Source organism: Amycolatopsis sp. cmx-11-32, assembly GCF_047608695.1.
In the GTDB taxonomy this organism is placed as follows: domain Bacteria; phylum Actinomycetota; class Actinomycetes; order Mycobacteriales; family Pseudonocardiaceae; genus Amycolatopsis.
Map to the genome: position 1 here is coordinate 543368 of NZ_JADNQN010000003.1, position 25441 is coordinate 568808.

A 25441-nucleotide genomic window follows, 5' to 3' on the forward strand; every position below is an offset into this window, starting at 1 on the left:
ACGGCGAACACGCGTGATTGAACGGCGATCAGCGGGCAGGGGCTAGGGGCGGGCCGCGGAGGCGTGACGGGGGTTGCTGATCCGCCGCACCGCGTTCGCGCAGGCCAGTGACTCCAGCAGCGGCACGGTGCGGTCCCAGCCCAGGCAGGCGTCCGTGATGCTGAGATCCGGCCGGGGCGGCACGGCACCGACGTCCTGCCTGCCGTCGGCGAGGTACGACTCGATCATCACGCCCGCCAGCGCGTCGTTGCCCGCCGAGATCTGGTCCGCCAGGTCCGCGACGACGAGGGGCTGCCGGTTGTGGTCCTTGCCGCTGTTGCCGTGCGAGGCGTCGACGACGAGACGGTGCGGCAGGCCGACGGTGGTCAGCGCGTCGAGGGCGTCCGCGACCGCGTGGGCGTGGTGGTTCGGCTTCGGGCCGCCGCGCAGGACGAGGTGGGCGTCCGGGTTCCCGGTGCTGCGCAGGATCCGCGGGCGCCCGTCCGGTGCGGCGCCGGGAAACACGTGAGCCAGCCCGGCGGCCTGGATCGCGGAGACGGCCGTGTCGAGCCTGCCGGAGACACAGTTCTTCATGCCCACCGGCATCGGCAGCCACGACGCCAGGTGCCGGTGCGGCTGGCTGGCCACGGTCCGCGCGCCGATCGCGCCCCAGCTGATGGTGTCCGCGAAATAGGGCGCCAGGAACGGATCGACGAACTCGTACGCCAGCGGCAGCCCGGTCGCGGCGGCGTCGACAAGGAACTGCCGTCCGATCCGCACGCCGGACGCGAGATCGCCCTTGCCGTCCAGGGTGGGATCGGGCACCAGACCGGTCCAGCCCGCGATCGTCCGCGGCTTCTCCAAGTAGGCGCGCAGGACGACGACGAGGTCGTCGGCGAAGCGCCGGGACACCTCGGCGAGCCGGTGCGCGTACTCGAGCGCGCCGCCGGGGTGGTGCACCGAGCAGGGACCCACGACGACGAGCAGCCGCGAGTCGCGCCGGGCGAGGACGTTCGCGACGGTTTCGCGGTGCCGGGCGATCTCCTCCGCCACGACGCCGTTCGTGGCGATGTCGGCCGGGCTGGGCAGAGTGTCCTGGTCAAGCATCCGCATGACCTCTCTTCTTGTCGGGGGCGGCCACCCCGGTCCGGGGCAGCCGCGTCGCACCGGCGACCGCCACGACGGCGAGGCCGAGAACACACCAGAAAGAGTCGGCGAAGGCCGCGGCGACGTCCGGGCCGCGCGCGGCCAGCCGGGCCTGCAGCACCACGGCCAGCACCGCGGTGCCGATCGAGCCGCCGAGCGTGGTGAGCAGATTCAGTGCCCCGGCCGCCCGGGGCAGCCGGGCGGGTTCGACCCGGCGGTAGACGATCGTCATCACCGGCGCGCCGATCAGCGCCGCGCCGAAACCGCGCAGCAGCAGGGAAACCACGATCACCCAGTCCGGGAGACCAGGGCCGAGCTGGGTGAAGGGCGCGGTGCCGAGGGCGACCAGCCCGATGCCGCTCAGCACCAGGGTGCGCGGCGAGATCCGGTCGACGAGCCGGTTCACCAGCACCGACCCGGCCGCCGCGCCGATGCCCTGCGGCACCAGCAGCAATCCGGTGTCCCAAGTGGACAGTCCGGCGCCGCGCTGGAGATACAGCGGGAGCAGGAACATCGTGCCGAACACCGACGCGCCGAGCAGGACCAGCGCCAGCGCGGCGACCCCGAACGGCGGCTGGGTGAACAGCCGCGGGTCGAGCAGCGGCGCTTCGGCTCGCAGACCGTGCCGGACGAACGCCACGAGCATCACGACACCCGCCGCGACCGCGATCCCGGCGACCACCGGGCTCCCCCGTTCGAACCAGGTGAGCCCGAACACCAGCACCGCGAGCCCCGGCGAAAGCAGCAACGCGCCCCGGAAGTCGAACCGTTCACCCCGCCCGCCCGGCTCTCCGGCCGGAACCCAGCGCCGCGCCAGGAGGATGGCCACCACGCCGACCGGAAGGTTGACGTAGAACAGCCACGGCCAGTCGGCGATCGCGAGGATCGTGCCGCCCGCCAGCGGGCCGAGCACCGGCGACAACAGCGGCACCAGGCCGACGACGCTGATCAAGCGGCCGATCCGGTCCGGTCCGGCGGCCCGCGCCAGCAACGCCTGGCCGATCGGCGGCAGCAGCCCGCCCGCGAGCCCCTGCAGGACACGGCAGGCGATGAGCGCGGGCAAAGTCGGTGCCAGCGCGCACAACAGGGACGCCAGCAGGAACACGACGACCGCGGTGAGCCAGACGCGGCGGCCGCCGAACCGGTCGGCGAGCCAGCCGGACGACGGCACCGCGGTGACCACGGCCAGCAGGTAGGCCGTCGTCACCCACTGGACGCCGGTGACCGGCGCGCCGAACTCCTCGGCGAGGGTGTCGACGCCGACCGAGACGATCGTGCTGTCCAAGGTCGCCATGAACGTGCCGAGGACCAGCACCGACGCGGTGCGCCACAGCGTCGCGTCGATCGGGCGCGCGGTCACCGCTCCCCCGCGAATTCGGCGGCGTCGCCGTCCAGCCAGGGCGGCAGCTCCCGCAGGAACCGGACCAGGTCGTCCGCCAGTGGCCGAGCGTCTCCGCCCCGTGCGTAGAGGACGCCTTCCCAGCCGTGCTCGCCGGGAACGACGGTGACGCTCACCGGATGGTGGGTCCGTTCACGGAACCGGGTGCCGGTGACGGTCAGGCCGGGCGCCGGTTCGCGCAGCTTCGCCGGATCCACCGGGTAGTTCTCGAAGACGAGCAGGCTGTCGAACAGCCGCCCGCGTCCGGCGAGCGACGCCAGTTCCGGCAGGCCCATCCGGTGGTGCGCGATCATGGCCTGCTGCCGTTTCTGCAGGTCGGTGAGCGCCTCGCCGACAGTTCCGGTGAACCGGGCGCGAACCGGGACACTGTTCGCCAGCAACCCGATGATCTCCTCGACACCGTCCACATCGGACGTCCGGTTCGAGGTCATCACCCCGAAGCTGACGTCCGGGCGCCCGGCGTGGTTCGCGAGCACGGCCGCCCAGGCGCCCTGCAACAACGTGTTGACGGTGAGCCCGCGTGCCGCGCCGAGCCGGGTCAGTTCCGCGACCAGCTGACCGTCCACGGTGAACACCACCGGCTCGGCCGGACCGCCGGTACGCGGCAGGTGGTCACCTTCGGGCAAGCCGTCGAGTTCCGCCCGCCAGGCTCTGACGTCGGCGGAGTGATCGGCCGCGGTGAGCAGGCGGGTGTACCGGGCCAGCGGTACGGGCTCCGGCAGCGGCTTCCCCGCGTACAGCGCGAACAACTCGCCGAGGACGCGAGGCGCGGACCAGCCGTCGGACAGCAAGTGGTGACTGGTCAGCACGAGGGTCTGACGGCCGGGCCCTTGCCGCAGCACGGTGACCCGCCACAGCGGACCGTTCGCCAGATCGAACGGCTCAGCGAGTTCTTCGTCCAGCGCACTGTCCACATCGGACACTTCACGGATGCCGAACCCGGCTTCCGGTACCGCGGGAATCACCTGGACCTCGTGCGACGGCGGGAACACGGCGCCCAGGTTCGGGTGCCGTCGCACCAGGGTGGTCGCCGCGGCCCGCAGTGCCTCGACGTCGAGTTCCCCGGACAGCGCGAAAGCGGCCTGCACCGGATACGGATCCTCGTCCGCCGCGCGGGACTCGCGCAGGATCACCTCCTGCAACGGCGTCAGTGGCAGGACCTCGCCCGGTCCGGGCGGATCGGCGGCGAGTTCGTCCAGTGCCCGGCGGAAGTGCTCACCCAGTACGGCGATCTCGTCGTCGGTGAACAGCGCGGACGGCCAGGTGAAGCGGACGCCGAGCGTGCCGCCGTCGGGGACCATCGCGTTCACCGTCAGCGCGTACGGCAGCGGCAGGTCCGCGCCGCCGCCCGAACCGAGCGGGTCGGCGTCCGGCGGGCGCTGCCACGGCGTTTCGGCGACCGGCGGCGCCGGGAACCGGCCGAGGTAGTTCCAGGCGATCTCCGGCCGGGTGCCCCCGACGCCGAGTATTCCGTGCCCGAGGCCGTCGCCGGCGGCGCGGAGGTGGTCGCGGACCGCCCTCAGCGCGTCCGGCAGCGGTCCGGCCGTCGGGGTGATCCGCGCCGGATGCACGGCGGTGAACCAGCCCGCGGTCTGTGCCAGGTCGACGGTGCCCGCGAAGTCCGGGGTGTGCCCCGGCCGGCCGTAGCTTTCGACGGCGACGAGCAGATCGGCTTCGGTACCGCGCCAGGTGGCGACCGCGCGGGCGAGCGCGGTCAGCAGCACGGTGTCCGGCCCGGTGCGGTAGGCCGAGGGCAGGGCGGTGAGCACGGCGTGGGTGGTGTCCGCGCCGATGTCGATCCGGTGGTGCCGTGCGGTCGCCACGGTGTCGCGCGCCGGATCGAGCCCGGTCCGGCCGAGTCGCGTCGCGGGCGCGGTGGCGATCGACTGCCAGTACGGCAGTTCGTCCTGCCGAGCCGGTGCGGCGGCCCGCAGCGAACGCGCCCAGCCGAGGAACGACTGCCCGCGCCGGTGCAGGGTGTTGCCGTGGAAGGCCTGTTCGACGTCGTCGAGCAGGACGCGCCAGGTCACCGCGTCGGCGACGAGGTGGTGCGCCACCAGTAGGAGCCGTCCCGGGCGGTGCTCGCCCGCGTCCACCAGCACCGCGTGCAGCAGCGGGCCGGTACGGGGGTCCATCCGGGCCACGATCTGCTCGACCCGCGCGTCCAGCACCGCGCGCGGATCGTCGGCCACCCTGGCGGTGGTGAGCACGTCCGCACCGGTCACCGCGCCCACGGCGGGTATCCGCAACGCGTCCTCGACCAGATGCGCCCGCAGGACGTCATGGCGGGCGAGGACGGTGTCGAGCACCGCGCGCCACCGCGGCACGTCGTCCGCCGACGGCACGCAGACCTCGACCCACTGGCAGAACCCGTCCGCCGCCTTTTCCGCACGCAGCAACAGATCGCGCATGATCGGCGTGAGCGGCGCATCGCCGACCGCGGGCGCCTCCTCGGCCTGTTCGGGTTCGCCACAGCGCGCCGCGATCCCGGCGACAGTGCCGCCTTCGAGGACGTCGCGCGCGGTCAGGTGCAGCCCTTCGCGGCGGGCGCGGGAAACCACCCGCAGCGACGCGATGCTGTCCCCACCCGCTTCGAGGAAGCCGTCGTCCAGGCCGACGCCGGGGCCGAGCAGATCGCGGACGACGTGCAGCAGCACGGCTTCCGCGGGGGTCGCCGGTTCCCTGCCACCCGTCGAACGGGCCTCGGGCGCGGGCAGTGCGGACCGGTCGAGTTTGCCGCTCGGGCCGAGCGGAAGCCGCTCCAGCGGCACGAACGCCGTCGGAACCATGTACGCGGGCAGATCCGCCGCGAGGTGCTCGCGCAGCGCCGCCGGATCGGGTTCGGCGCCGTCGACCGGCACGACGTAGGCGACCAGCCGGTCTTCGCGGACGATCACGGCGGAGGCACGCACGTCGTCGTGCCCGGTCAGCGCGGTCTCGATCTCGCCGAGTTCGATCCGGAATCCGCGCAGCTTGACCTGGTGGTCGGCGCGGCCGAGGAAGACGATCTGCCCGTCCTGCCGCCAGCGGACCAGGTCACCAGTGCGGTACATGCGCTCTCCCGGCGGCCCGAACGGATCCGCCACGAACCGTTCGGCGGTCAGCGCCGCCCGGCCGACGTAGCCTTGGGCGAGCTTCGGGCCTGCCAGGTACAACTCGCCGGTGACGTTCGTCCCGACCGGGAGCAGGCCGCCGTCGAGCACGTACGCGCGGACTTCCGGATCTGGGCGGCCGATCGGCAACGGCCCGGGGTCGGCCGGGTCGTAGTGCCAGGTGACCGAGTTGATGGTGACCTCGGTCGGGCCGTAGGCGTTGAACAGCGCCCGCCGGTTCCCCCAGCGCCGGGCCAGTTCCGGGTCGAGGCGTTCGGCGCCGACGACGAAGAACACGTCCGGATCGACGGTCGTGTCGTCGGGCATGGCCGACAGGAACGACGGCAGCAGGTTCAGCCCGGTGACCCGGTGTTCGGCCGCGTAGGCCAGCAGGTCGTCGCCGGAGACGCGCACCTCCTCCGGCGCGATGACCGACGTGCCGCCGGACAGCAGCGGAAGCATGAACTGCCAGAACGCGACGTCGAAACTCGTCGAGGCGAAGTGCAGGTACCGCTCGGCGGTGCCGATGCCGACGATGTCCTCCTGCAGCGCGATCAGGCTCGGGATCCCGCGGTGCGGCACCGCGACCCCCTTGGGTTTGCCGGTGGTGCCGGAGGTGTAGATGACGTAGGCGAGCGAGTCTTCACTGATCCGAACCGATGGCTGGCTGTCCTTAGTGGACAAATTTTCCGGGTTCACCACCGGTAGCCCGTCGACGTCCGAAGTGGACACGACGGCGGCGGGCTTGATGTCGTCGAGCATGTAGGCCAGCCGGTCGGCCGGGTAGTCCGGATCCATCGGCACGTGCACCGCACCCGCCTTGATGACGCCGAACAGCGCGGCCACCAGATCGACGTCGCGGCGCAGCAGCACCGCGACCGGGTCCTGTGGCCGCACCCCGGCGTCGATCAGGGTGTGCGCGAGCCGGTTGGCCCGCCGGTCGAGTTCGGCGTAGGTGAGGCTCCGGTCGCGGCAGACCACGGCTTCGGTGTCCGGGGTCTCGCGGACCCAGCGGCCGAACTCCTCCAGCATCCCGCCGCGTTCGCGCCTTGGCTCCGGCCCTTCGCCGAGCCGCAGCATCGCGCGTTCCTCGTCGGCGTCGAGCGCGCGCAGCCGGGCGACGGGCCGCGCCGGATCGGCGACGATCTCGTGCAGGACGGCGCGCAGCCAGCGCCCGTAGGACTCGGCCTCGGCGCGGGTGAAGGCCTGGGGCTGATAGCCCAGGCCGACGGTGAACCCGTCGCCGGGCAGCACGATCACCGTGAGCGGGTAGTGCGTGGCGTCGGTGATGTCGACCCCGACGAGGTCGAGCCCCGGCGCCAAAGTGGTGCGGGCGCGGCTGGAGAGCGGGAAGTTCTCCATCACCAGCATCGTGTCGAACAGGTCGCCGACGCCTGCCGCGCGCTGGATGTCCGGCAGTCCGGCGTGGTGGTGATCGGTGAGCCGGACACTTTCGGTGTGCACGCGTTCCAGCACGGTGACCGCCGTGTCGGCGGCGTCGAACCGGACTCGCACCGGGATCGTGCTGCCGAGCTGGCCGATCATCCGCTCGACGCCGGGGACGTCGGCGGGCCGTCCGGAGACCGGGCAGCCGAACACGACGTCGCGGCGGCCGGTCAGCCGGGCGAGCAGGACACCCCACGCGGTCTGGAACACCGTCGTCGGCGTGATCCCGCGTTCGCGGGCGAAGGCGCGCAGCCGTTCGCTGAACTCGTCGCCCAGTTCCACGGTGACCCGGTCCGGACGCTCCACAGTGGACTCGACGCTCGCGGGGGCGAGCCGCGTACCCTCATTGAGACCGGCCAGCGCCGCACGCCACGCGTCCAATGCCGCGTCCGGATCGCGTTCGCCGAGCACCCGGTGATACTCCGAGAGCGGCGGAGCGACCGGGGCCGCCGGGCCGCCGCCGAGTTCGGCGTAGGTGGCCAAGAGCGTCCGGCCGACCAGCGGCATCGACCAGCCGTCGAGCAGCGCGTGATGGTTGGTGAGCACCAGGCGGTGCTCGTCCTGGCCGAGGGTCAGCAGCAGGAACCGGATCAGCGGCGGGGTCGCCGGGTCGAACGGGCGGGCCAGTTCGACCCGGCATTCGGCCGCGACTTCCCCGGGCGCCGCGCTCACGTGCCGCCAGTCCAGCGACACCGCCTCGGGCACCACCTGGACGACCTCGCCCGCGTCGGTGGTGTGCAGGTGGACACGCAACGCGGGATGCCGTCGCAGCACTTCCGCCGCGGCCTCGCGCATGCGGTCGGCGTCGAGCGCGCCGCTGAGCAGGGTGACGGCCTGGACCACGTAGACGTCGGTGTCGTCGGCGCCACGCGCCAGGGTGTGGAACGAAAGCCCGGTCTGCAACGGGGTCGCGGGCAGGACGTCTTCGATCCGGCCCCGGCGTTCGAGCGCGTCGATGTCGGCCTGGCCGAGGCCGACCAGCGGCAGATCCGACGGTGTGAGGCCGCCGCCGTCCGGTCCGATCCGGGCGGCGTGCGCGGCCATCGCTTCCAGCGCTCGCGACCACGCTTCCTGAAGCGCCTCGACACTCGCCGACGGCAGGACCGCGCTCGCCGCCGTCCACTCGACGGCGAGCCGGGGACGGCCGCCCTCGCGGACGAAGCAGTTCAGCGCCAGCACTTGGTCCAGAGACTTGCCCTCGGGTTCGGTGACCGCGAACGGGTCTTCCTCCGGTAGCCGCCAGCCGGTACCGGGCAGGGCGGCGAACCGGCCGAGGTAGTTCAGCACGACGTCCGGCGGCGGGGCGGCGGCGAGTTCGTCCCGGGTGAGCGGGTCGAGGTAGCGCAGGACACCGAAGCCGATACCGCTGTCCGGCACGGCGCGTTTGGCCTCTTTGGCGGCCCGCAGCAGCTTTCCGGCCACGGCACCACCCGTGAGCGCGTTGTCGAAGTCCGCGGTCGTGGCCACCTCTCCGGCGGGCACGCGCAGCGGATGTTCGGCGGTGAACCAGCCGACGGTGCGGGACAGGTCCAGGCCGTCCTGATCCCGGCCGTGCCCTTCGAGGGACACGGTTTCGGCCGTGACCGGAGCGGCCCGCCACGACCGGAGTGCGAGCACGAGCGCGGCGAGCAGGACGTCGTCCGGTCCGGCCCGGTAAGCCGCGGGCAGGCCGGTGAGCACCGCCTCGGTCTGCTCCGGTGAGGCGATGGTGACCGAACGCCGCGCGGTCGCGACCGTGTCGGCGGCCCGGTCGAGCGGCCGGTGGCCGAGGCGCGGGCCGTCGAGCGCGCCGCGCCAGTGGTCGAGTTCGCCGCGCCGGGCACCGGAAGTGCCTTGTGCGGCGAGGCGGAGCGCGTGCCGCCGCCACGACGTCCCGGCCGGTTCGAGTGTTTCGCCCGCGCAGGCGGCACGCAGGTCGGGCAGCAGGACTCGCCAGGAAACGCCGTCGATCGCCAGGTGGTGGAGCACGATGACGAGGTGGTCCGGCAGCAACGCGACCCTCAGCACGCCCGCTCGGAGATCGAGCGAGTCCGCGAGGTCCTTGGCGATGTCCGCCGGATCACCTGTCGTTTCGACGACGATGTCAGCGGCGTGCACGGAACCGCGTTCGCGGACACGCAATTCGTCCTCTAGTTGCAGGCGCAGGACGTCGTGGTGGTCCAGCAGCGTTTGCACACCTTCGATCAGCAGGTGGGGCGGCAGGTCCTCGTCGAGCCGGACCGCGGTCCACTGCGTGTACCCCGCGACCGTGGTGACGTCCGGATGCGGGTCGAGCAGGGCGCGGGCGATCGGCGGCGCGGGCACCTCGCCGACCGGCTCGTCCGGCGGGTCCGCCGGGCCGCCGAGCTGCGTGCTCGCCGCCGCCAGCGCCTCAAAACTGCGCCGGGCCAGCAGATCGCGCGGCCGCAGGTCGAGGCCGTGCGCGCGCAGCCTGCTGCTGACGCTGATCGCGGTGATGCTGTCGCCGCCCAGTGCGAAGAAGTCGTCGTCGACGGCGACCTCCTCGACACCGATGACCTCGGCGATGGTCGCGCACAACAGCCGTTCGCGTTCGGTCGCCGCGGTCCGCCCGGCCGCCGCACGCGGAGCGGGCAGTGCCGCGCGATCGATCTTCCCGTTTGAGGTCAACGGAAGTGTGTCGAGTACGACCACCGCGGCGGGCACGAGGTGCTCCGGCACCCGTGCCGCGAGTGCCGCGCGGACGTCGTCCGGGGCGACCTCACCGACGACGTACCCGACGAGCCTCGGTCCGCGCACCGCGGCGGCGCCCGCCCGCACGCCGGGCACGGCGGTCAGCGCGGCCTCGACCTCGCCCAGTTCGACGCGGTGGCCGCGCACCTTCACCTGGCCGTCACGGCGGCCCAGGTACTCCAGCCCTCGGCCCGGTACCCAGCGGACGAGGTCGCCGGTCCGGTACATGCGGTCGCCGGGCGCGCCGTACGGATCGGCGACGAACCGCTCCGCCGTCGCGCCGGGGCGGCCGAGGTAGCCGCGCGCCAGATGCGGTCCGGCGAGGTACAGCTCACCCGGCGTTCCCGCGGGTGCCGGTCGGAGCGCGGCGTCGAGCACCCGGACCGCCGTCCCCGGCACCGCGGTCCCGATCGTCGGTTCCCCGCCGTCCAGCCAGGATCCGGCACCGTCCACAGTGGCCTCGGTCGGGCCGTACATGTTGCGGGCACGGACACCGGACTCCGCGACGCGGCGCCAGAGCGCGGGCGGGGTCGCCTCGCCGCCGAGGACGAGCAGCGCGGGCGGGTTCGGGCCGTCGAGCAGTCCGGCCTCGATCAGGGGCGCGGCCATCGACGGCGTGGTGTCGACGACATCGATCCGGTCGCCGGCGAACGCGGCCAGCAGTTCGTCGGCGTCCCGGGCGACGTCGGTGCCGTAAACGTGGAGTTCGTGCCCGAACAGCAGCCACATCAGCTGGTCGAGCGCGGAGTCGAAGGCGAACGAGTAGGTGTGCGCCACCCGGAGCCGCCTCCCGGCGGCGCGTTCGGTCACGGCGACCGTCGTCGCGCGGTGGTGACGCAGCAGCGTCGCCAGACCGCCGACCCGGCCGAGTACCCCCTTGGGGCGACCGGTCGAACCCGAGGTGAAGATGACATACGCGAGATGTTCAGGGTGACGCGTCACCGGCAGCGGGGACGCGTCCAGTGTGGACAGATCGGTTTCGTTCAGCAGCAACTGCGGTCCGGGCACGATGTCCGCGCTGGTGGCCACCGTGAGGACGGCACCGGCTTCGGCGGCCAGCTCCCGCAACCGCTCGGCCGGATGGGCGAGGTCCAGCGGCAGGAACGCGGCACCGGCGTCCAGCACCGCCAGCAGGGCGACGACGAGATCCGCCGACCGCGGCAGGGCCAGCGCGACGACGTCGTCGGGCCCGACGCCACGCGCCCGCAAAGCCCGCGCGAGCCGGTGAACCCGCGCCACCAGTTCCCCGGCGGTCAGGCGCTCGTCGCCGGACACCAAAGCGGTCTGGCCAGGATCGAGTTCGGCCAGTAGTTCCGGCACACCGGCGGGTTCGCTGCCCGGCGCGGGTGTCGACCACGCGTCCAGCAAGGCGTCCCGCTCCCCCGGCGGGACCAGGTCCGCGCCACCGACCGCCGGGCCGTCCGGGTCGGTCATCGCGGTGATCAGGCAGCGCAACGCGGTCAGCTTCGCGTCGACGGCGGCCTGGTCATGGGTGCGCGCGTCGACCTCGAACCCGAGCAGCAGCCCGCCATCGGAGGTCGGGAGCACGGACAGGCCCATATCCTCGGGCGGCCCTCCGGCGACATTGCGCATGGTGCCGTGCGCACCCGCGAAGTCGAGCTTCAGGTCGAACGCCTTGAGGTTGATACCGCGGCCGTGCAGCAACGCGCCCGCGCCCGGCACCGCCAGCTCCTGCGGCAGCTCCTCGCCCCGGTAGCGCTGGTGCGTGCGCATCTCCTTCAGCGCGCTCGCGACACGCGCGGTCAGTTCGGTGGCCGAGTCCCCCGGGAGCACCGAGACCCGCAACGGCAGCACGTTGACCGCCATCGCCGGAGTCCGCAACGCGGCCCCTTCACGGCACATCAACGGCACCGCGAACACGACGTCGGACCAGCCGAGCACGCGGTGCAGGAAGGCGGCGTAGCAGGCGATCAGCGCGTCGCCCCAAGTCGTTCCGGCACGTTTGCCCAGCTCGCCCAGCCGAGCCACGTCCGAGGCGGGAAGGACCGACCGGGCCGTCACCGTGCGCTCAGGAGGCCCCGACGCGCCACTGCCGTCATCGATGTCCGGCAACGGCGTGAACCGGGAACGCCAGTACTCCCGGTCACGCTCGAACCGATCGCTGTCTCGGTAGGCGCGATCCGCCTCGACCAGGTCGGTGAACGGCGCGAACGCCGACGAACGCGGATTCGTCCCGTTCAACGCGGCGGTGTAGCGCGCCGCGGTCCGGCGGGCGAGCATCGCGGCGGTGTACCCGTCGAACACGAGGTGGTGCCCTAGCTGGGTGAACCACACCTCCGACGCCGAAAGCCGCAGCACGAGATGGGCGAACAGCGGCCGGTCCACCATTTCGCGACACGCCTCGGCGACCCGGCGTCGTTCGGCCGCCACCCGCTCGTGCGCCGCGGCCACCGGATCGGCCTCATTGCTCAGATCCACCACATCCGGCAGGGGCACCGGCTCCGCCGACACCGTCTGGCGCGGCCCGTCCGGCGTCTCGAAGACGCGCAGCCGCAGGCTGTCGGCCTCCTCGACGGTCGCCTGGATCGCCTCGGCCAGCAAGGCGAGGTCGACCGGCTTGTCATCCTCGCCCGCGGTGATCTCGATGACGTCACCGACGACGTAGTACGGCGAGTCGGGCTCCAACCGCTGCGCGGTCCAGATGCCCAGCTGCGCTCCGGTGAGGCTCAGCATGCGGGCACCACCATCGGGGTGCCGGTCACCGGGTCGGGTACGACGACACTGGGGAGATCGAAGACCTCCTTGATGAGCTCGGCGTCGACGATCTCGGCGGGAGCGCCTTCGGCGACGATCCGGCCGTCCCGCAGTGCGACGAGGTGATCGGCGTAGCGGCAGGCCTGGTTGATGTCGTGCAGGACGGCGATCACCGTGCGGCCTTCGTCACGCAGGCGTGCCAGCAACCCCAGCAGCTGGTACTGGTGCGCGATGTCGAGGAACGACGTCGGTTCGTCGAGCAGCAGGTACGGCGTCTTCTGCGCCAGCACCAGCGCCACCCACACACGCTGGCGCTGTCCGCCCGACAGCTCCTGCACCGGCCGGTCGGCGAGGCCCACCACCCCGGCCGCGGTCATCGCGTCGAGTACCGCGCGTTCGTCCTCTTCGGACCACGACGCGAACAGCGACTGGTGCGGGAACCGGCCCCGCGCGATCAGTTGCCGGACACGGACGTCCTCCGGCGCGACCGGATCCTGCGGCAGGAAACCGAGTTCTCGCGCCAAACCCTTGCCGTGGAAGGAACCGACGTCCTTGCCGTCGAGCAGGACCTCGCCCCCGGCCGGGCGCAGCAACCGGACGAACGCGCGCAGCAAGGTCGACTTGCCGCAGGCGTTCGGCCCGACGACCGCGGTGAACGCGCGGTCGGGCACGTCGAGGCTCAGCCGGGTCGACACGACCCGGTCGCCGTAGCGCAGGGTCAGCTCCCGCGCGGTCAAGCGAGCACTCATGTGCGCCGTACCTCCTTGGTGAGCAGCCAGATCAGATAGCCGCCGCCGATCACGGTGCTGACCACACCGACCGGCAGCGCTTCCGGCGCGAGCAACATCTGGGCGGCCAGGTCGGCGGCGGTCAGCAGCACCGCGCCGGTGAGAGCGGCGGGCAGCAGGCCGATACCGGGCGTGCGGGCGAGACGCCGTCCGATCTGCGGTGCCGCCAGCGCGATGAACGCGATCGGCCCGGCGACGGCGGTGACCGTGGCCGTGCAGCCGACCCCGATCAGCACCAGTACCAGGCGCAGCCGGTCCCACCGGACGCCGGTGGTGACCGCCAGCGCGCCGCCGAGCGCGGCCTGATGCAACGCCTGTGCCCGGGTGAACAACACGACGAACAGCACCGCGAGCACTCCGAACGGGATGGCGATGTCGTCCCAGCCGACCCCGTTGAGGGAACCGGCGCTCCAGCCGACGGCCGCGATCGCGATTTCGAGTTCCGCGCGCAACACGATCCAGGAGTTGAGCGCGGTCAGCATCGCGTTGATCGCGATGCCGATGACGATCAGCCGCAGCCCGGACAGCCCGCCGCCGAGCGACAGCGCGTACACGACGGCCGCCGTGAGCACGCCGCCGAGCACCGAACCGACCGTCAGCTGTGTCGAAGTGCCCGAAAGCACGGTGATCGCGAACAACGCGCCGGTGTAGGCGCCGGCGTCGAGGCCGATCACGTCCGGGCTGCCGAGCGGATTGCGGGTGACGCTTTGGAAGATCGCGCCCGCCAGTCCGAGCGCGGCACCGAACACCAGCCCGGCCAGCACCCGCGGCAGGCGCCATTCCCGGATGACCACCCCCGGGCCGCCACCGGAACCGGTGAGCGCGGCGAACACGCGGGCGGGACTCGCCCACGCCGCGCCGTAACAGAGCCCGAGCAGTGTCAGCCCGGCGACGACCACGGTCATCGCCACGAGGAACCAGAGGGTGCGGCGTTCCAGCCGGGCGGAGAACCGCCCGCGCCGCAGGACGAATGCGGTGGACCCAGTGGTGATCACAGCGGCGCCGCCCCGTATTTGCGGACGGCCCAGATCAGCACCGGGCCGCCGAGGAACGCGGTCACGATCGCGACCGGTACCTCACCGGTCGGTAGCAGGACCCTGGATCCGACGTCCGCGGCCAGCATCAGGACCGGGCCGAGCAACGCGGCGAACGCGATCAGCCACGGGATCGACGCACCGGCCACCCGTCGCACCAGATGCGGCACGATCAGCCCGACGAACAGGATCGGCCCGGCCAGCGCGGTGGCCGCGCCCGCCATCAGCGTGATCAGCAGCAGGGTGACCGTCCGGACCCTGGCGACGTTCGCGCCGAGCGTATGCGCGACCGTCTCGCCGAGCGCGATGGCGTTGAGCTGACGGCTCACCGCGAACGCGCCCAGCAGGGACAGGCCGATGATGACCAGTGGCACCGTGGTCGGTGCCTGTTCGCGGCCCGCCAGCGAACCCACCGACCAGAACCGGTAGACGTCGAAGGTGTCCGGGAACAGCAGGCGCAGGCCTAGGGTGAGGCCCAGCAGCACGGCGCTCAACGCGGTCCCGGCGAGCACCAGCCGCAACGGCGACCGGCTGCCGACCGCGTACACCAGCGCCGAAGCGCCGAGCGCGCCCAGGACCGCCAGGCCCAGTTCCGCGGGCGCCGACGCGGCGAGGCCGAACGCCGACCCCACCGCGATGACGAATCCGGCCCCGGCGGTCACGCCGAGCACGCCGGGTTCGGCCAAGGCGTTGCGGGACAAGGCCTGCACGAGCACGCCGCCGACGGCGAGGGCCGCGCCGACACCGATCGCGAGCACCGCCCTCGGCAGCCGGATGTCCAGGACGACCGCCCGGTCACTCGGATTCCCGTCGCCGAGCAGGGCGCGCACGACCTCGCCGGGGGCGATGGCGTGCGCGCCGACGCCGACACTCAGCACGGCGACCACGACGAGCCCGAGCAGTGCGGCGCCGAGCAGCGCGGACCGCCCGGTCGTGGTCACTGCTTGAGCAACGGCGCGAACGCCTGGTCGATGGCGTCCAAAGTGGACGTCGCGGCCCGGTAGGTGGCGGCCTCGGTGTAGCGGAACGGGTAGACCTTGCCCGCCTTCACCGCGGGGAGTTCCTTCCACAGCGGCGAGTCGAGGACGTACTTGACCGGCGCCGGGACGGCACCGTCCGCACTGACGGAGTAGGTGATCGCGTCGGCCTCGGCGAACGCCGTCGACAGCTCTTCGATCGACGGGTACTCGCTGACGTCCTTGGAGCCGCCGCCCTTGACCTTGACCTGGCCGTAGTAGGTGGCGCCGATGTCCTGTGCGGCGTTCGTGCCCCAGGAACCGTTGAACTCGCGCTGGAAGTTGCCCTTCGCGACCTCGCCGTAGGCACCGACGTGGCCGAGCTTCAGCTGCGGCAGCACGGCCTTGTACTTCTCGGCCAGGCCCTTGGCCTTGGTCTCGTACGCGGTCTTGATCGCGTCGAACCCGGCGGCCGCACCGGCGGCGTCGGCCTGCTTACGGGACAGCTCACGCCACATCGACGGCACCGACGGGCCGATCGCCACGACCGGGGCGATCGCTTCGAGGCGCTTGAGGTCGATGTCGGCGAGCACCGGCTTCGGCACGCCGATCACGATCAGGTCGGGGTCGGCCTGCGCGATCGCCTCGTAGTTCGTCTCCGACGCCGCCTCACCCGCGACCTTCGCCAGTTCGTCGTACTTCTTGCGCTCCTGCTCGTTGAACAGCGGGATGCCGCGCTTCCAGCTGGACACCCCGACCAACGGCGCGCCGGCTTCGAGCAGCGCGGGCACGGCGTAACCGGTGGCGATGACCCGTTTCGGCGAGACCGGGATGGTGATCTGGCCGTTGTCGGCCGCGAACACCCGCGTCTGGCCGCCGTCGGCCGCTTTGCCGTCGTCGCCGGAGCCACAGGCGGTGGCCGCGGTCACGACCGTCAACGCGAGTGCGATCGCTCCGGCGAAGCGGCGGGTTCTGGTGGTGCTCATGGGTTTTCCTCGGTTTTCTTGGTGGGGATCAGTGGTCGTGCTCGTCGTCGAAGTCCGCGACGCCGCGCTTCCAATAGCCGGTCACGTCGTGGTCGTCTTTGCCGAGTCCGAGGTCGTTCTTGAGCCAGCGGCGCAGCGGTTTGATCTGCCCGGCCTCCCCGGCGACCCAGGCGTAGAGCCGTTCACCGGCGGGGACTTCGATCGTCCGCACCGCGCGGGCGAGCACGTCGGAGGCACCCGGCGCGACGTCGCCGCGGTGCAGCCAATGCACCTCGACGTCTTCGGGCGCGGACAGCTCGATCTCTTCGCTCGCGTCGGTCACCTCGATGAACGCCCAGCCCGTGGCGGTGCGAGGCAGTTCTTCGAGCCAGCGCGCGATCGCGGGCAGCGCGGTGAGGTCACCGACAAGCAGGTAGCGGTCGTAGGTATGCGGCACGATCAGCCCGCCGGGCGGGCCGGCGACGTGCACCGGGGTTCCAGGAGTCACCTTCTCCGCCCATCCGGACCCGAGTCCGCCGTCGTGCAGCGCGACGTCGAGATCGAGTTCGCCGGTGGCCGGGTCGTACCGGCGGACCGTGTACTCCCGCGACGTCGGCGACGGCTTCGGCCAGCGCAGCATGTCACCGTCCTGCACCGGCAGCTTCGGCTCGGCGTCGAGTTCCGGGAACATCAGCTTCACGTGTTCGTCGGGCGAATGTGCCTCGAACCCGGCCGTTCCGGGCCCGCCGAGGGTGACGCGGAGCAGTCCGGAGCCGATCCTCGCGGTGCGCACGACTTCGGCCGTCCGCACGCGGATCGGGTACGGCACCTTCTCCGCGTGCCGGCCGCCGCGGACCTCGGCGATGCGTTCGAGGTGGCGGTGGCGATGGTCGGCGCGGCTCACGCGGCGTTCCCGGTGAGGAGCTTCGTCCAGTGGCCGAGATTCGGCTGCTCGGCGAGGTCGGCGAATTCGAGGGTGTCCGCCCCGTCGGCACGCCACTGCTCGACCAGGCCCATGATCCGCATCGAGTCGAGCCCGAGGTCGGTGAGGTCGGTTTCCGGCTTCAGCTCGGCCACGTCGCAGCCGAGCAGTTCGGCGACGTCGGCGTGGATCTTCTCGGTGGAGAGGCTCATCACTGTGCTCCGGCGTGGATCGGGGCCAGCGCGGTGAGCGCGGCGGCGGTGGTGGTCAGGGCGCCGCAGCGCTGGGCGACGTATTCGCAGGCCTGGTCGTGGCGTTCGCGGGAGAAGTCCGCGACGGCGTCTCCGACCAGGAACGGCTGGACGTCGCGCATGAACGCCTCGACGGCGGTGGCCTGGCAGCCGATGTGCGCGTAGACGCCGGTGATCAGCAGCTGATCGCGGCCGGCCTCGGCGAGCTGTTCGGTGAACGTGCTGCGCTGGAACGCGCTGTAGCGCCACTTCGTCAGTACGGTGTCGCCTGGCTGTGGGGCGAGTTCGTCGACGACGTCGGCGGCACTCGGGTCGTCGTCGATGACCGCGCCGATGCCGTCACCCCAGAACTCGGTGAGCAGACCGCGGTCCTCGGCGGCCTGGCGTCCGGGCTGCGCGGTGTAGAACACCGGAACCCCCACCGCGCGGGCGGCTCCGGCGAGCGCGGCGATGTTCGCGACCATCTCCGGGACCGGCGATCCTTCGTACGGCGCGAGGAAGTACCGCTGCGCGTCGTGCACCAGCAGCGCGGCGCGGGCGGAGTCGGGTTTCCAGTCGACCCGTCCGGCGGGCAACTCGGCCTCCGTCGGCAGCGGATAGGGCCGGATCTCGGGCAGTGACACGACTTTCATCCCTCCTTCGCGAGGGCGGCCAGTGCCGCCCGCAGCTCGCGCTTGCTGGTCTTGCCGACGCCGGTCACCGGGAACTCCGGCACCACCTGGACCAGATCGGGCACCTTGAACGCCGCCACCCCGCGCTCGCGCACGAACCGGCGCAGCTCCGCCGCGACCGGTTCGGCCACCTCCGGATCGGGCACCGCGACGACGTAGGCGCAGGTGCGCTCGCCGAGGTACGGGTCCGGCACCGCGACGACGGCGGCGTCGAGCACGCCGGGGTGGGCCATCAGGTGGTTCTCGACCTCTTCCGCGGCCACCTTTTCGCCGCCGCGGTTGATCTGTTCCTTGGCCCGCCCGACCACTTCGAGGTGCCCGGACGGATGTTGCCGCACCAGGTCGCCGGTGCGGTAGAAGCCGTCTTCGGTGAACGCTGTCTTGTTGTGCTCGACGGCCCGGTAATAGCCGCGGATCGTGTACGGGCCGCGGGTCAGCAGCGCGCCGATCTCGCCCGGCGCGACCATGTCGTCCGAAGTGGACAGTGGATCGTCCGGGTTCACGACCCGGATCTCGTCATCCGGCGAGATCGGCCGCCCCTGCGTGGCGAGGACGTACTCGTCCGGATCGTCGAGCCGGGTGTAGCAGACCAGGCCCTCGGCCATGCCGAACACCTGCTGCAGGCGGCAGCCCAGCGCGGGTCCGATCTTCTCGGCCAGTTCGCGGGCGCATTTGGCGCCGCCGACCAGCAGGACGTCCAAAGTGGACAGATCGCGGGTGGTCCTCGCGGCCGCCTGTGCCCACGCGGCGGCCAGCGGTGGCACGAGCCCGGTGATCGTCACGCCCTCGGCCTCGATCAGCCGGAACGCGGTGTCGGCGTCCGGACGCGGCGCGAACACCGTGGCCGCGCCCGCGTGCAGCGCCCCGAGTACGCCGGGTGAGCTGAGCGGGAAGTTGTGCGCGGCCGGCAACGCGGCCAGGTACACGCTTTCCGGGCGCAGGCCACAGATCCGGGCGCTTTCGCGGACACTGTAGAGGTAGTCGTCGTGCGTGCGCGGGATCAGTTTGGGCAGCCCGGTGCTGCCGCCGGACAACTGGAGGAACGCGACGCCGGCGGGATCCGGATCGGGCAGTGCGCGCGGCTTCGTCGCCTCGAGCGCGGCGAACTCCTCCGTGCCGACGACGAAGACCTCCCGCACCGACGGGATTCCGGCCGCGACCGTACGCGCCATGGCCGCGTGGTCGAACCGTTCGTGCTCACCGACGGTCAGGATCGCCGCGGCCTCGCTCTGTTCGGCGAAGTGCCGCAGTTCGCTGGCCCGGTGCGCGGGCAACGCGAACACGGGCAGCGCGCCCACTCGCCAGAGTCCGAAGACGACGGACGCGAACTCCGGCACGTTCGGCAGTTGCACCACGACCCGGTCACCCGCCTGGATTCCGGCTCCGGCGAACCCGGCGGCGAGACGGTGTGCCCGCTCGTCGAGTTCGGCGAAGGTCCAGCGAGCGGTCTCGCCGATCACGGCGAGACGTTCGGCGTAGGCCTCGGCGAGGCTGGTCAGCAGCGCGCCGAAGGTCTGTCCCCGCCAGTGTCCCGAAGCCCGGTAACGCGCGGCGGTTTCGGGCGGCCAGGGCACCTGGTCCGGGTTCACGCGACTCCCTCCAGGCCGAGCGCCCGCAGCATGGTGCCGAACTTCGCGCCGGTCTCGGCGAGTTCGGCCTCCGGGTCGGAACCCGCCACCACTCCCGCGCCCGCGAACAGCCGAACGGTCCGGTCACGGACCTCCGCGCAGCGGATGGTGACGACCCATTCGCCGTCACCGTCCTGATCGGTCCAGCCGACGAGACCCGCGTAGTAGCCGCGATCCTCGGGTTCCAGCGCGGCGATGGTGTCGCGGGCGAGTCCGGTCGGGACGCCGCAGACGGCGGGCGTCGGATGCAGTGCTTCGGCCAGCGCGAGCGCGGACGAACCGGCGTCACCCGCGTCGGAGAGCCGTCCGGTGATCCGGGTCGAGAGGTGCCACATCGTGGGAGTGCCGATCACCTCGGGCTCGGCGGGAACGTCGAGGTCCACACAGAACCGGCCCAGCACCTCGGCCACCTGCGCGGCGACGTGGGCGTGTTCGGCACGGTCCTTTCCGGACGCCAGCAGGTCACCGATCCGGCGGGCGTTCTCGGCTTCGTCGGCGACCCGCGGCCGCGATCCGGCCAGCGGGTTGGCCGTCACGGTCCGCCCGCGACGGGAGACCAGCAGTTCCGGGCTCGCGCCGATGAGCGTGCGCGGCGCGGGATCCCCCGGCGCGCTGACGTCGACGGCGAAGGCGTGGGCCGCCGGGTCTGCGTGGACGAGGCGGGCCAGCAGCCGCGGCACGGCGATGGGGTCGCCACCGGTGACGTCGAGGCAGCGGGCCAGCACGATCTTGCGCAGGTCGCCGTCGCGGATCTCGTCCAGCGCCTTGGCGACGGCAGTGGTGTAGACCTCGGGCGCCGGCCGGGGCGACACGGACCAGCTCCCGCCACCGAGCGGGGCCACCGGCCTGCCTGCTCCCGGCGCGCCCGCGCGGCGCACCACGGCGGGTACCACCAGGCTGCTCGGGGCGTCGGGGCGGAACCCGATCGCCCCGGCCACCACGGGGTCGGTCACTCCGGCCACGAGGGCGGCGTCGAGGACTTCGGCGGCGGCGCGGGCCCGCCGCCCAGGCGCCGCGTGCACCGGGGAGTACACGCCGTCGGCGAGCAGTGATCCTCGAGCCGACGAGTAGTAGAACGATCCAGGCAGGTACGCCGCCAGCAGATCGGCCGCCTGGTGGACCGGCCTTGGCCGGGCCGGTGCGGATGAGGACACGACAGGATTCCCTTTCGCAAATACTACTGATCAGGCGGACAATCTTCGGTTAGCCTAACCTAATCAGACCACCGCGAAAAGTCTTCGTTGCCGCATCGAGATCACGCGCGGAGCGTGGCACCCCCGTCGACATAGAGGTTTTGCATGGTGATATGCCGCGCGCGATCGGAAGCCAGAAACAACACGGCGTCGGCGATATCGGCGGGCTCGGCGATCCTGCCCAGCGGTATGCCGACCCGGTATTGCTCCGGATTTCCCGCGATGACACGGTCCGCGCCGTTTTCGTCCGTCCACAGTAGACGTTGCATATCGGTGTCGGTCGAACCGGGCGAGACGATGTTGCAGCGGATGCCGGAGCCCGCCAGTTCGAGACCGAGACAGCGGGTCAGCATCGTCGCCGCGGCCTTCGAAGCGGCATAGGCGGCCATCCCGGTCCTCGGGACACCCGCGGCGTTCGACCCGACCGTCACCAGCACACCACTCCGGCGCGGCAGCATCCGGCGGGAGATCTCACGGAGCACGGTGAAGACGCCGGTGGAGTTGACGGCGAAGGTCGCCGCCCAGTCCTCGTCGCTCGTCTCGCAGACGGAACCCGGCTTCAGCACGCCCGCGACGGACGCCCCGATCCCGATCGGCCCGAGTCCGCTTTCGACCTCGTCGACCACCCGCGCCACGGCCGCGGGATCCCCCACGTCCGCGACGAACGAGGTCACCCCGTCCAGGGAAGGCCCGTCCGTCAGGTCCACCGCCGCCACGATCGCGCCCGCCTCGGCGAGCCCGTCCACGACGGCCGCTCCGATCCCGCGCGCGCCTCCGGTCACGAGCGCGACCTTGCCCTCGATCCCTTCCACGCCACAACCACCCCACGTCCCACTAGTTAGCCTTGCCTAAGCTAGCTGGCGGATCCGGACAAAGCGAGGGACCGACACCGGTGATTAGGGACACTTCTAACGAGGCACAGGGCAGGACAGCGGGCCGCGGTCGGTTTCCCCGCTCCGCAAAGTGATCACCGCGGTACCGCCGAGGGAGTCCCTGACGGTGCACGCGATCTGGTCGACGGCCCCCGTCGACAGCCCGGCGACCTCGGCCGACAGGGTCACCGTGGCCTCGTCCGGCCCCGCCGCCTGGTCGAGAACCCTGGTCCCGAGCGGGACCTCGCTGGTGTAGCGCCGTTCCCGTTCGGTCTCGTCCGGTCCCGCGGCGAGCAGTTCGATCGTGCGTGCCGGGGGCAGTTCCTCGTCCAGCCGACGTTGAACCCGCACCAGCTCCCCACCGGACAGGAAGTAGAGCACCGTCCCGTGATCGGGCTGCCCGGGGGCGTCGCTGGACGGGCCAACCGGAGCGGGCCCACCGGGGATCACGCCACTGGGCCGGACACCGCAGCCGGCCACCGCCAGCGCGACCAGGGGCAGCGCGAGCCAGTCCCGCCTCACGCCGTCACCACCCGCCGGGGCAGGCGCAGGGTGAACACCGCACCGCCGTCCGTGCCATTCGCGGCGACCAGGGTCCCGCCATGCAGACGGGCGTTCTCCCAGGCGATCGCGAGCCCCAGCCCACTTCCGCCGGACCGCGCCCGTGCCGAGTCCGCCTTGTAGAACCGGTCGAACACGTGCGGCAGCACCTCGGGCGCCAGGCCGGGGCCGCGGTCCGAGACCTCCAGCGTGATCCACTCCCCCGCTTCGGAGAGCCGGAGCGAAACGGGCTTTTCCCCGTGCCGCACCGCGTTCCCGACCAGATTCGCCACGATGACGTCCAGCCGCCTCGGTTTTAGCCCGGCGAAGATCCCGGCAGGCAGGTCCTTCTCCACCTCGGCGGACCAGCCTCGAACGCGCAGGCTCGCCGTGATCACCTCCGCGACGTCGACCTCCTCCGGCATCAGGGTGGTCGCTCCGGCGTCGAACCGGGACACCTCGATGAGGTCGTTCACCAGCCGGGTCAGGTGGTGCGTCTCCTCGATACTCAGCCGCGCCGCACGGCCGACGTCCCCCGGCAGGCGCGCCGCCTCCTGCTCCAGCACGTCCGCGACCGCGGTCATCGCGGCCAGCGGAGTGCGCAGTTCGTGGGAGACGTCGGCGACGAACCGGCGCGCGTCGGACTCCATCCGTTCCAGCTCACCGACGTGCCGTTCCAAGGCCTCGGCCGTCTCGTTGAACGTGCGCGCCACTCCGGCCAGTTCGTCCGAACCGCGGACGCTGATCCGCGCACGCAGGTCACCCTCCCCCAGCCGGTGCGCCGCGGCGCCCAGTTCCCGCACCGGCCGTAACACCCCGCGCGCGGGCAGCAGCGCCAGCCCGACGGCGAACACGAGGGCCACCCCGCCGATCATCCAGGCGCGGGTGGCGAGTTCTCCGATGCTCTGTTCCTCGGAAACCAGCAAGCGGGCGACGTAGGCCTCGATGCCCGAGTCCTGCCGCTTCCCGTCCGGGAGGGCGACGGTGAACCCGGTACCCACCACCAGCATCGGCGTCCCCTCGGAGACGACCCGTTGCCAGGCGACGGTTCCCGACTGGACCTGCGCCCGGAGTTCCGGCGAGATCAGCGCTCGCATCTGCTTGTTCCCGACCGCCCTGTCCGCGTAGAGGACCAGGGAACTCAGGTCACGGTCCGCCAGTTCGCCGCTGATCCGGCCCAGCGTCCCGTCGCCCGGCGGCAGCGTGCCGAGCGGATACAGGGCGGTGGCCTTGTCGACGAGGACGCGGGCGGTGGCGTCCTGCGTCTGCTGGAGGATCAAGGTGCGGGACAGGACATAAGGTGCCACCGGCGACCGTCGCCGCGGTGATCACGACCAGCAGGCTGAACGCCACCAGGAGACGGGTGCGCAGACCCCAGAGCTTCACAGTGGCCCGAACCGGTACCCGAACCCCCGGACCGTCTGCACGTACACCGGGGCGGACGAGTCGTCCTCGATCTTCGCCCGCAGCCGCTGAACGCAGGCGTCGACGACCCGGGAGTCACCGAAATAGGCGTCCGCGCACGTGGCCGCGATCGGCTTCTGACAAGCGGCATCGACGGTGGACGACATGAAGGAAATCGTTCTCGCCGTGGTCACCCGCGTCCTCGCGACGATGCTGCTGATCCCGGCGTGGCTGCGGTCCCCCGGCCACGCCCGGCGGCTCGCCTGCGGATGGGCGCTGTCGCTGCGTTTCCCCGCCGAAGACCTCGCCGGGCTCACCGGCGGCACCCTCGACGCGTTCACCGCCGCCAGGACCGAGGCGTTCTGGCGGCACCGCACGCTGCTCGGCCTCACCTCGGGGCACCGCGACGCCGCCGAGCAGCATCGCCTGTACGTCGACGAGGTCGCCAAGACGGAGGCGGCGCGCAAGCGGGTCCTGCCAGCGAAGGACTCGGCGCACGTCCGGGGTATCGCGCTGGACGTCCGGCCGCGAAGGCGCGCAGTGGCTGGAGGACCACGGCGCCCGCTTCGCGCTTTACCGGACGTACGACAACGAATGGTGGCATTTCGAGTACTGGCCCGGGATTCCGCCCGCGCGGCTGCCGCACCCCGGCTGGCGGATGGGGGTCACCCGGTGACGGTGACGTGGGGAGCCAGCGCCGCCAGGAAGTCGGCCGCGTCGAAGATCTTCCCCGCCGAGACGACCCCGGTCGCCTTGGTCCGCCCGTCGAGCACCCGTTGGACGGCCTCCACCACCAACGGCGCCGTGATCGCGTAGATGTCCCGCCCCTGAGCGACGATCCGCCGTTCCTCCCCACCGGAACGCACCACGACGTCGACCACGAACGTCTGTGAGGACGGGCCGTCCGCGGGAGGCGCCGGCGTCTCGGGCGTCACCACCTCACTGGCCGCGTTCACCGTCATGTACGTGGTCACTTCGGGGATGGCGAGGTGACTCGGGACGGTGACGACGTCGGCCATCGTGAACTCGCCGAGCACCGCCCTAGTCCCGAACGGCGCGGGAAAGTCCCAGTCCAGTGCCGGCAGCGCGTCTTCGCGATGTTCGATCCGGCCGCCGGAAAACCGGATCCGCTTCCCGTTCCGCCGCTCCCGCGAGACCTTGCCCGCCGCTCGGGTCCCGTCCGTCGGGTGCCAGCTGCTCAGCCCGTAGGCGATGTGCGCTTCGTCGGCCGCCGTCCAGTCGCCCATCGCGGCGGTGACCAGAAGGTCGCCGAGGCCGCCGAAGAACGCCATCGCCGGGATCACGGTCGCTCCCGCGGCACGGTCGCCGAACTGCGCGAAGGTGTCGATGTTCGCTTCGATCTCCGCGGCCACGTCCAGGTACGGGATGCCCGCCCGCAGCGCCGCTTCGACCACCGGGGCGGCGGTGTCGGCGAACGGCCCGGCGGCGTTGATCACCGCGTCCGCGTCCGCGAAGGCACGGTCGAGCGAGGCCGGGTCGTCGACCGAAGCTCGGCGGATCTCGAGATCGGGCCGGGACAGACCACGCAGTTTGGCCTCGTCACGACCGACCGCCACGACACCGAAGCCCCGCTCACGCAACTCCGCCACCACGAACCGGCCGGTGTGCCCGTAGGCCCCGAATACCGCGACACTGAACCCCGTACCCATGATTTCTCCTGCCCTCGACCGATCCACTGTGGACCACTCTGCCGACGGGAACCGGCCGACGACAGTGTCCGGAACGCCA

General features: G+C 72.0%; 15 protein-coding genes and 3 pseudogenes. 1 reads left to right on the forward strand and 17 read right to left on the reverse strand.

What is annotated here, in order from left to right:
• Positions 1-42: 42 nt before the first annotated feature.
• From ACM6LR_RS11430 to ACM6LR_RS11505, 16 genes and pseudogenes are all read right to left on the reverse strand, one after another.
• The gene (locus ACM6LR_RS11430) at positions 43-1092 is read right to left on the reverse strand and encodes a 3-deoxy-7-phosphoheptulonate synthase (protein ID WP_414938718.1); all 1050 of its coding nucleotides are present in this window, start codon (positions 1090-1092) and stop codon (positions 43-45) included.
• Positions 1079-2485: a DHA2 family efflux MFS transporter permease subunit gene (locus tag ACM6LR_RS11435; RefSeq protein ID WP_414938717.1), complete on the reverse strand. Its 1407-nt coding sequence runs from the start codon at positions 2483-2485 to the stop codon at positions 1079-1081. The genes ACM6LR_RS11430 and ACM6LR_RS11435 overlap by 14 nt, the downstream gene beginning before the upstream one ends.
• Positions 2482-12447 carry an amino acid adenylation domain-containing protein gene (locus ACM6LR_RS11440; protein ID WP_414943714.1) on the reverse strand — a complete coding sequence of 3322 codons (9966 nt, stop codon included), beginning with the start codon at positions 12445-12447 and terminating at the stop codon, positions 2482-2484. The genes ACM6LR_RS11435 and ACM6LR_RS11440 overlap by 4 nt, the downstream gene beginning before the upstream one ends.
• Positions 12441-13217, reverse strand: a complete 777-nt coding sequence (locus tag ACM6LR_RS11445) for an ABC transporter ATP-binding protein (protein ID WP_414938715.1) — start codon at positions 13215-13217, stop codon at positions 12441-12443. The genes ACM6LR_RS11440 and ACM6LR_RS11445 overlap by 7 nt, the downstream gene beginning before the upstream one ends.
• Entirely contained in the window at positions 13214-14251 is a 1038-nt protein-coding gene (locus ACM6LR_RS11450; RefSeq protein ID WP_414938714.1) for a FecCD family ABC transporter permease, read from the reverse strand. Before ACM6LR_RS11450 ends, ACM6LR_RS11445 begins: the two co-directional genes overlap by 4 nt.
• A complete protein-coding gene (locus ACM6LR_RS11455) occupies positions 14248-15231 on the reverse strand; it encodes a FecCD family ABC transporter permease (RefSeq protein ID WP_414938713.1) in 984 nt (327 codons plus the stop codon). The genes ACM6LR_RS11450 and ACM6LR_RS11455 overlap by 4 nt, the downstream gene beginning before the upstream one ends.
• The gene (locus tag ACM6LR_RS11460; protein WP_414943715.1) at positions 15228-16232 is read right to left on the reverse strand and encodes an ABC transporter substrate-binding protein; all 1005 of its coding nucleotides are present in this window, start codon (positions 16230-16232) and stop codon (positions 15228-15230) included. The genes ACM6LR_RS11455 and ACM6LR_RS11460 overlap by 4 nt, the downstream gene beginning before the upstream one ends.
• A gap of 28 nt (positions 16233-16260) precedes the next feature.
• The gene (locus ACM6LR_RS11465; RefSeq protein WP_414938711.1) at positions 16261-17115 is read right to left on the reverse strand and encodes a siderophore-interacting protein; all 855 of its coding nucleotides are present in this window, start codon (positions 17113-17115) and stop codon (positions 16261-16263) included.
• Positions 17112-17345: a phosphopantetheine-binding protein gene (locus ACM6LR_RS11470; RefSeq protein ID WP_414938710.1), complete on the reverse strand. Its 234-nt coding sequence runs from the start codon at positions 17343-17345 to the stop codon at positions 17112-17114. The genes ACM6LR_RS11465 and ACM6LR_RS11470 overlap by 4 nt, the downstream gene beginning before the upstream one ends.
• A complete protein-coding gene (locus tag ACM6LR_RS11475) occupies positions 17345-18016 on the reverse strand; it encodes an isochorismatase family protein (RefSeq protein ID WP_414938709.1) in 672 nt (223 codons plus the stop codon). The genes ACM6LR_RS11470 and ACM6LR_RS11475 overlap by 1 nt, the downstream gene beginning before the upstream one ends.
• On the reverse strand, positions 18013-19644 hold the full coding sequence (locus ACM6LR_RS11480; RefSeq protein ID WP_414938708.1) for a (2,3-dihydroxybenzoyl)adenylate synthase: 1632 nt from the start codon (positions 19642-19644) through the stop codon (positions 18013-18015). Before ACM6LR_RS11480 ends, ACM6LR_RS11475 begins: the two co-directional genes overlap by 4 nt.
• Positions 19641-20837, reverse strand: a complete 1197-nt coding sequence (locus ACM6LR_RS11485) for an isochorismate synthase (RefSeq protein WP_414938707.1) — start codon at positions 20835-20837, stop codon at positions 19641-19643. The genes ACM6LR_RS11480 and ACM6LR_RS11485 overlap by 4 nt, the downstream gene beginning before the upstream one ends.
• A 101-nt stretch (positions 20838-20938) precedes the next feature.
• Entirely contained in the window at positions 20939-21688 is a 750-nt protein-coding gene (gene dhbA / locus ACM6LR_RS11490) for a 2,3-dihydro-2,3-dihydroxybenzoate dehydrogenase (protein ID WP_414938706.1), read from the reverse strand.
• Between the two features lie 96 nt (positions 21689-21784).
• Complete coding sequence (locus ACM6LR_RS11495) at positions 21785-22270, reverse strand: GerMN domain-containing protein (protein WP_414938705.1); 486 nt, start codon at positions 22268-22270, stop codon at positions 21785-21787.
• Positions 22267-23674, reverse strand: a pseudogene (locus tag ACM6LR_RS11500) (ATP-binding protein). Before ACM6LR_RS11500 ends, ACM6LR_RS11495 begins: the two are co-directional and overlap by 4 nt.
• A pseudogene (locus tag ACM6LR_RS11505) lies at positions 23671-23799 on the reverse strand (winged helix-turn-helix domain-containing protein); the annotation flags it as partial. The pseudogenes ACM6LR_RS11500 and ACM6LR_RS11505, both read right to left, overlap by 4 nt.
• 58 nt (positions 23800-23857) lie before the next feature.
• Between ACM6LR_RS11505 and ACM6LR_RS11510 the strand changes: the two are divergent.
• Positions 23858-24368: pseudogene (locus ACM6LR_RS11510) on the forward strand (D-alanyl-D-alanine carboxypeptidase).
• Here the strand turns inward: ACM6LR_RS11510 and ACM6LR_RS11515 are convergent.
• Positions 24358-25362: a saccharopine dehydrogenase family protein gene (locus ACM6LR_RS11515; RefSeq protein ID WP_414938704.1), complete on the reverse strand. Its 1005-nt coding sequence runs from the start codon at positions 25360-25362 to the stop codon at positions 24358-24360. The pseudogene ACM6LR_RS11510 and the gene ACM6LR_RS11515 sit on opposite strands and share 11 nt — an antisense overlap.
• Positions 25363-25441 lie beyond the last annotated feature (79 nt).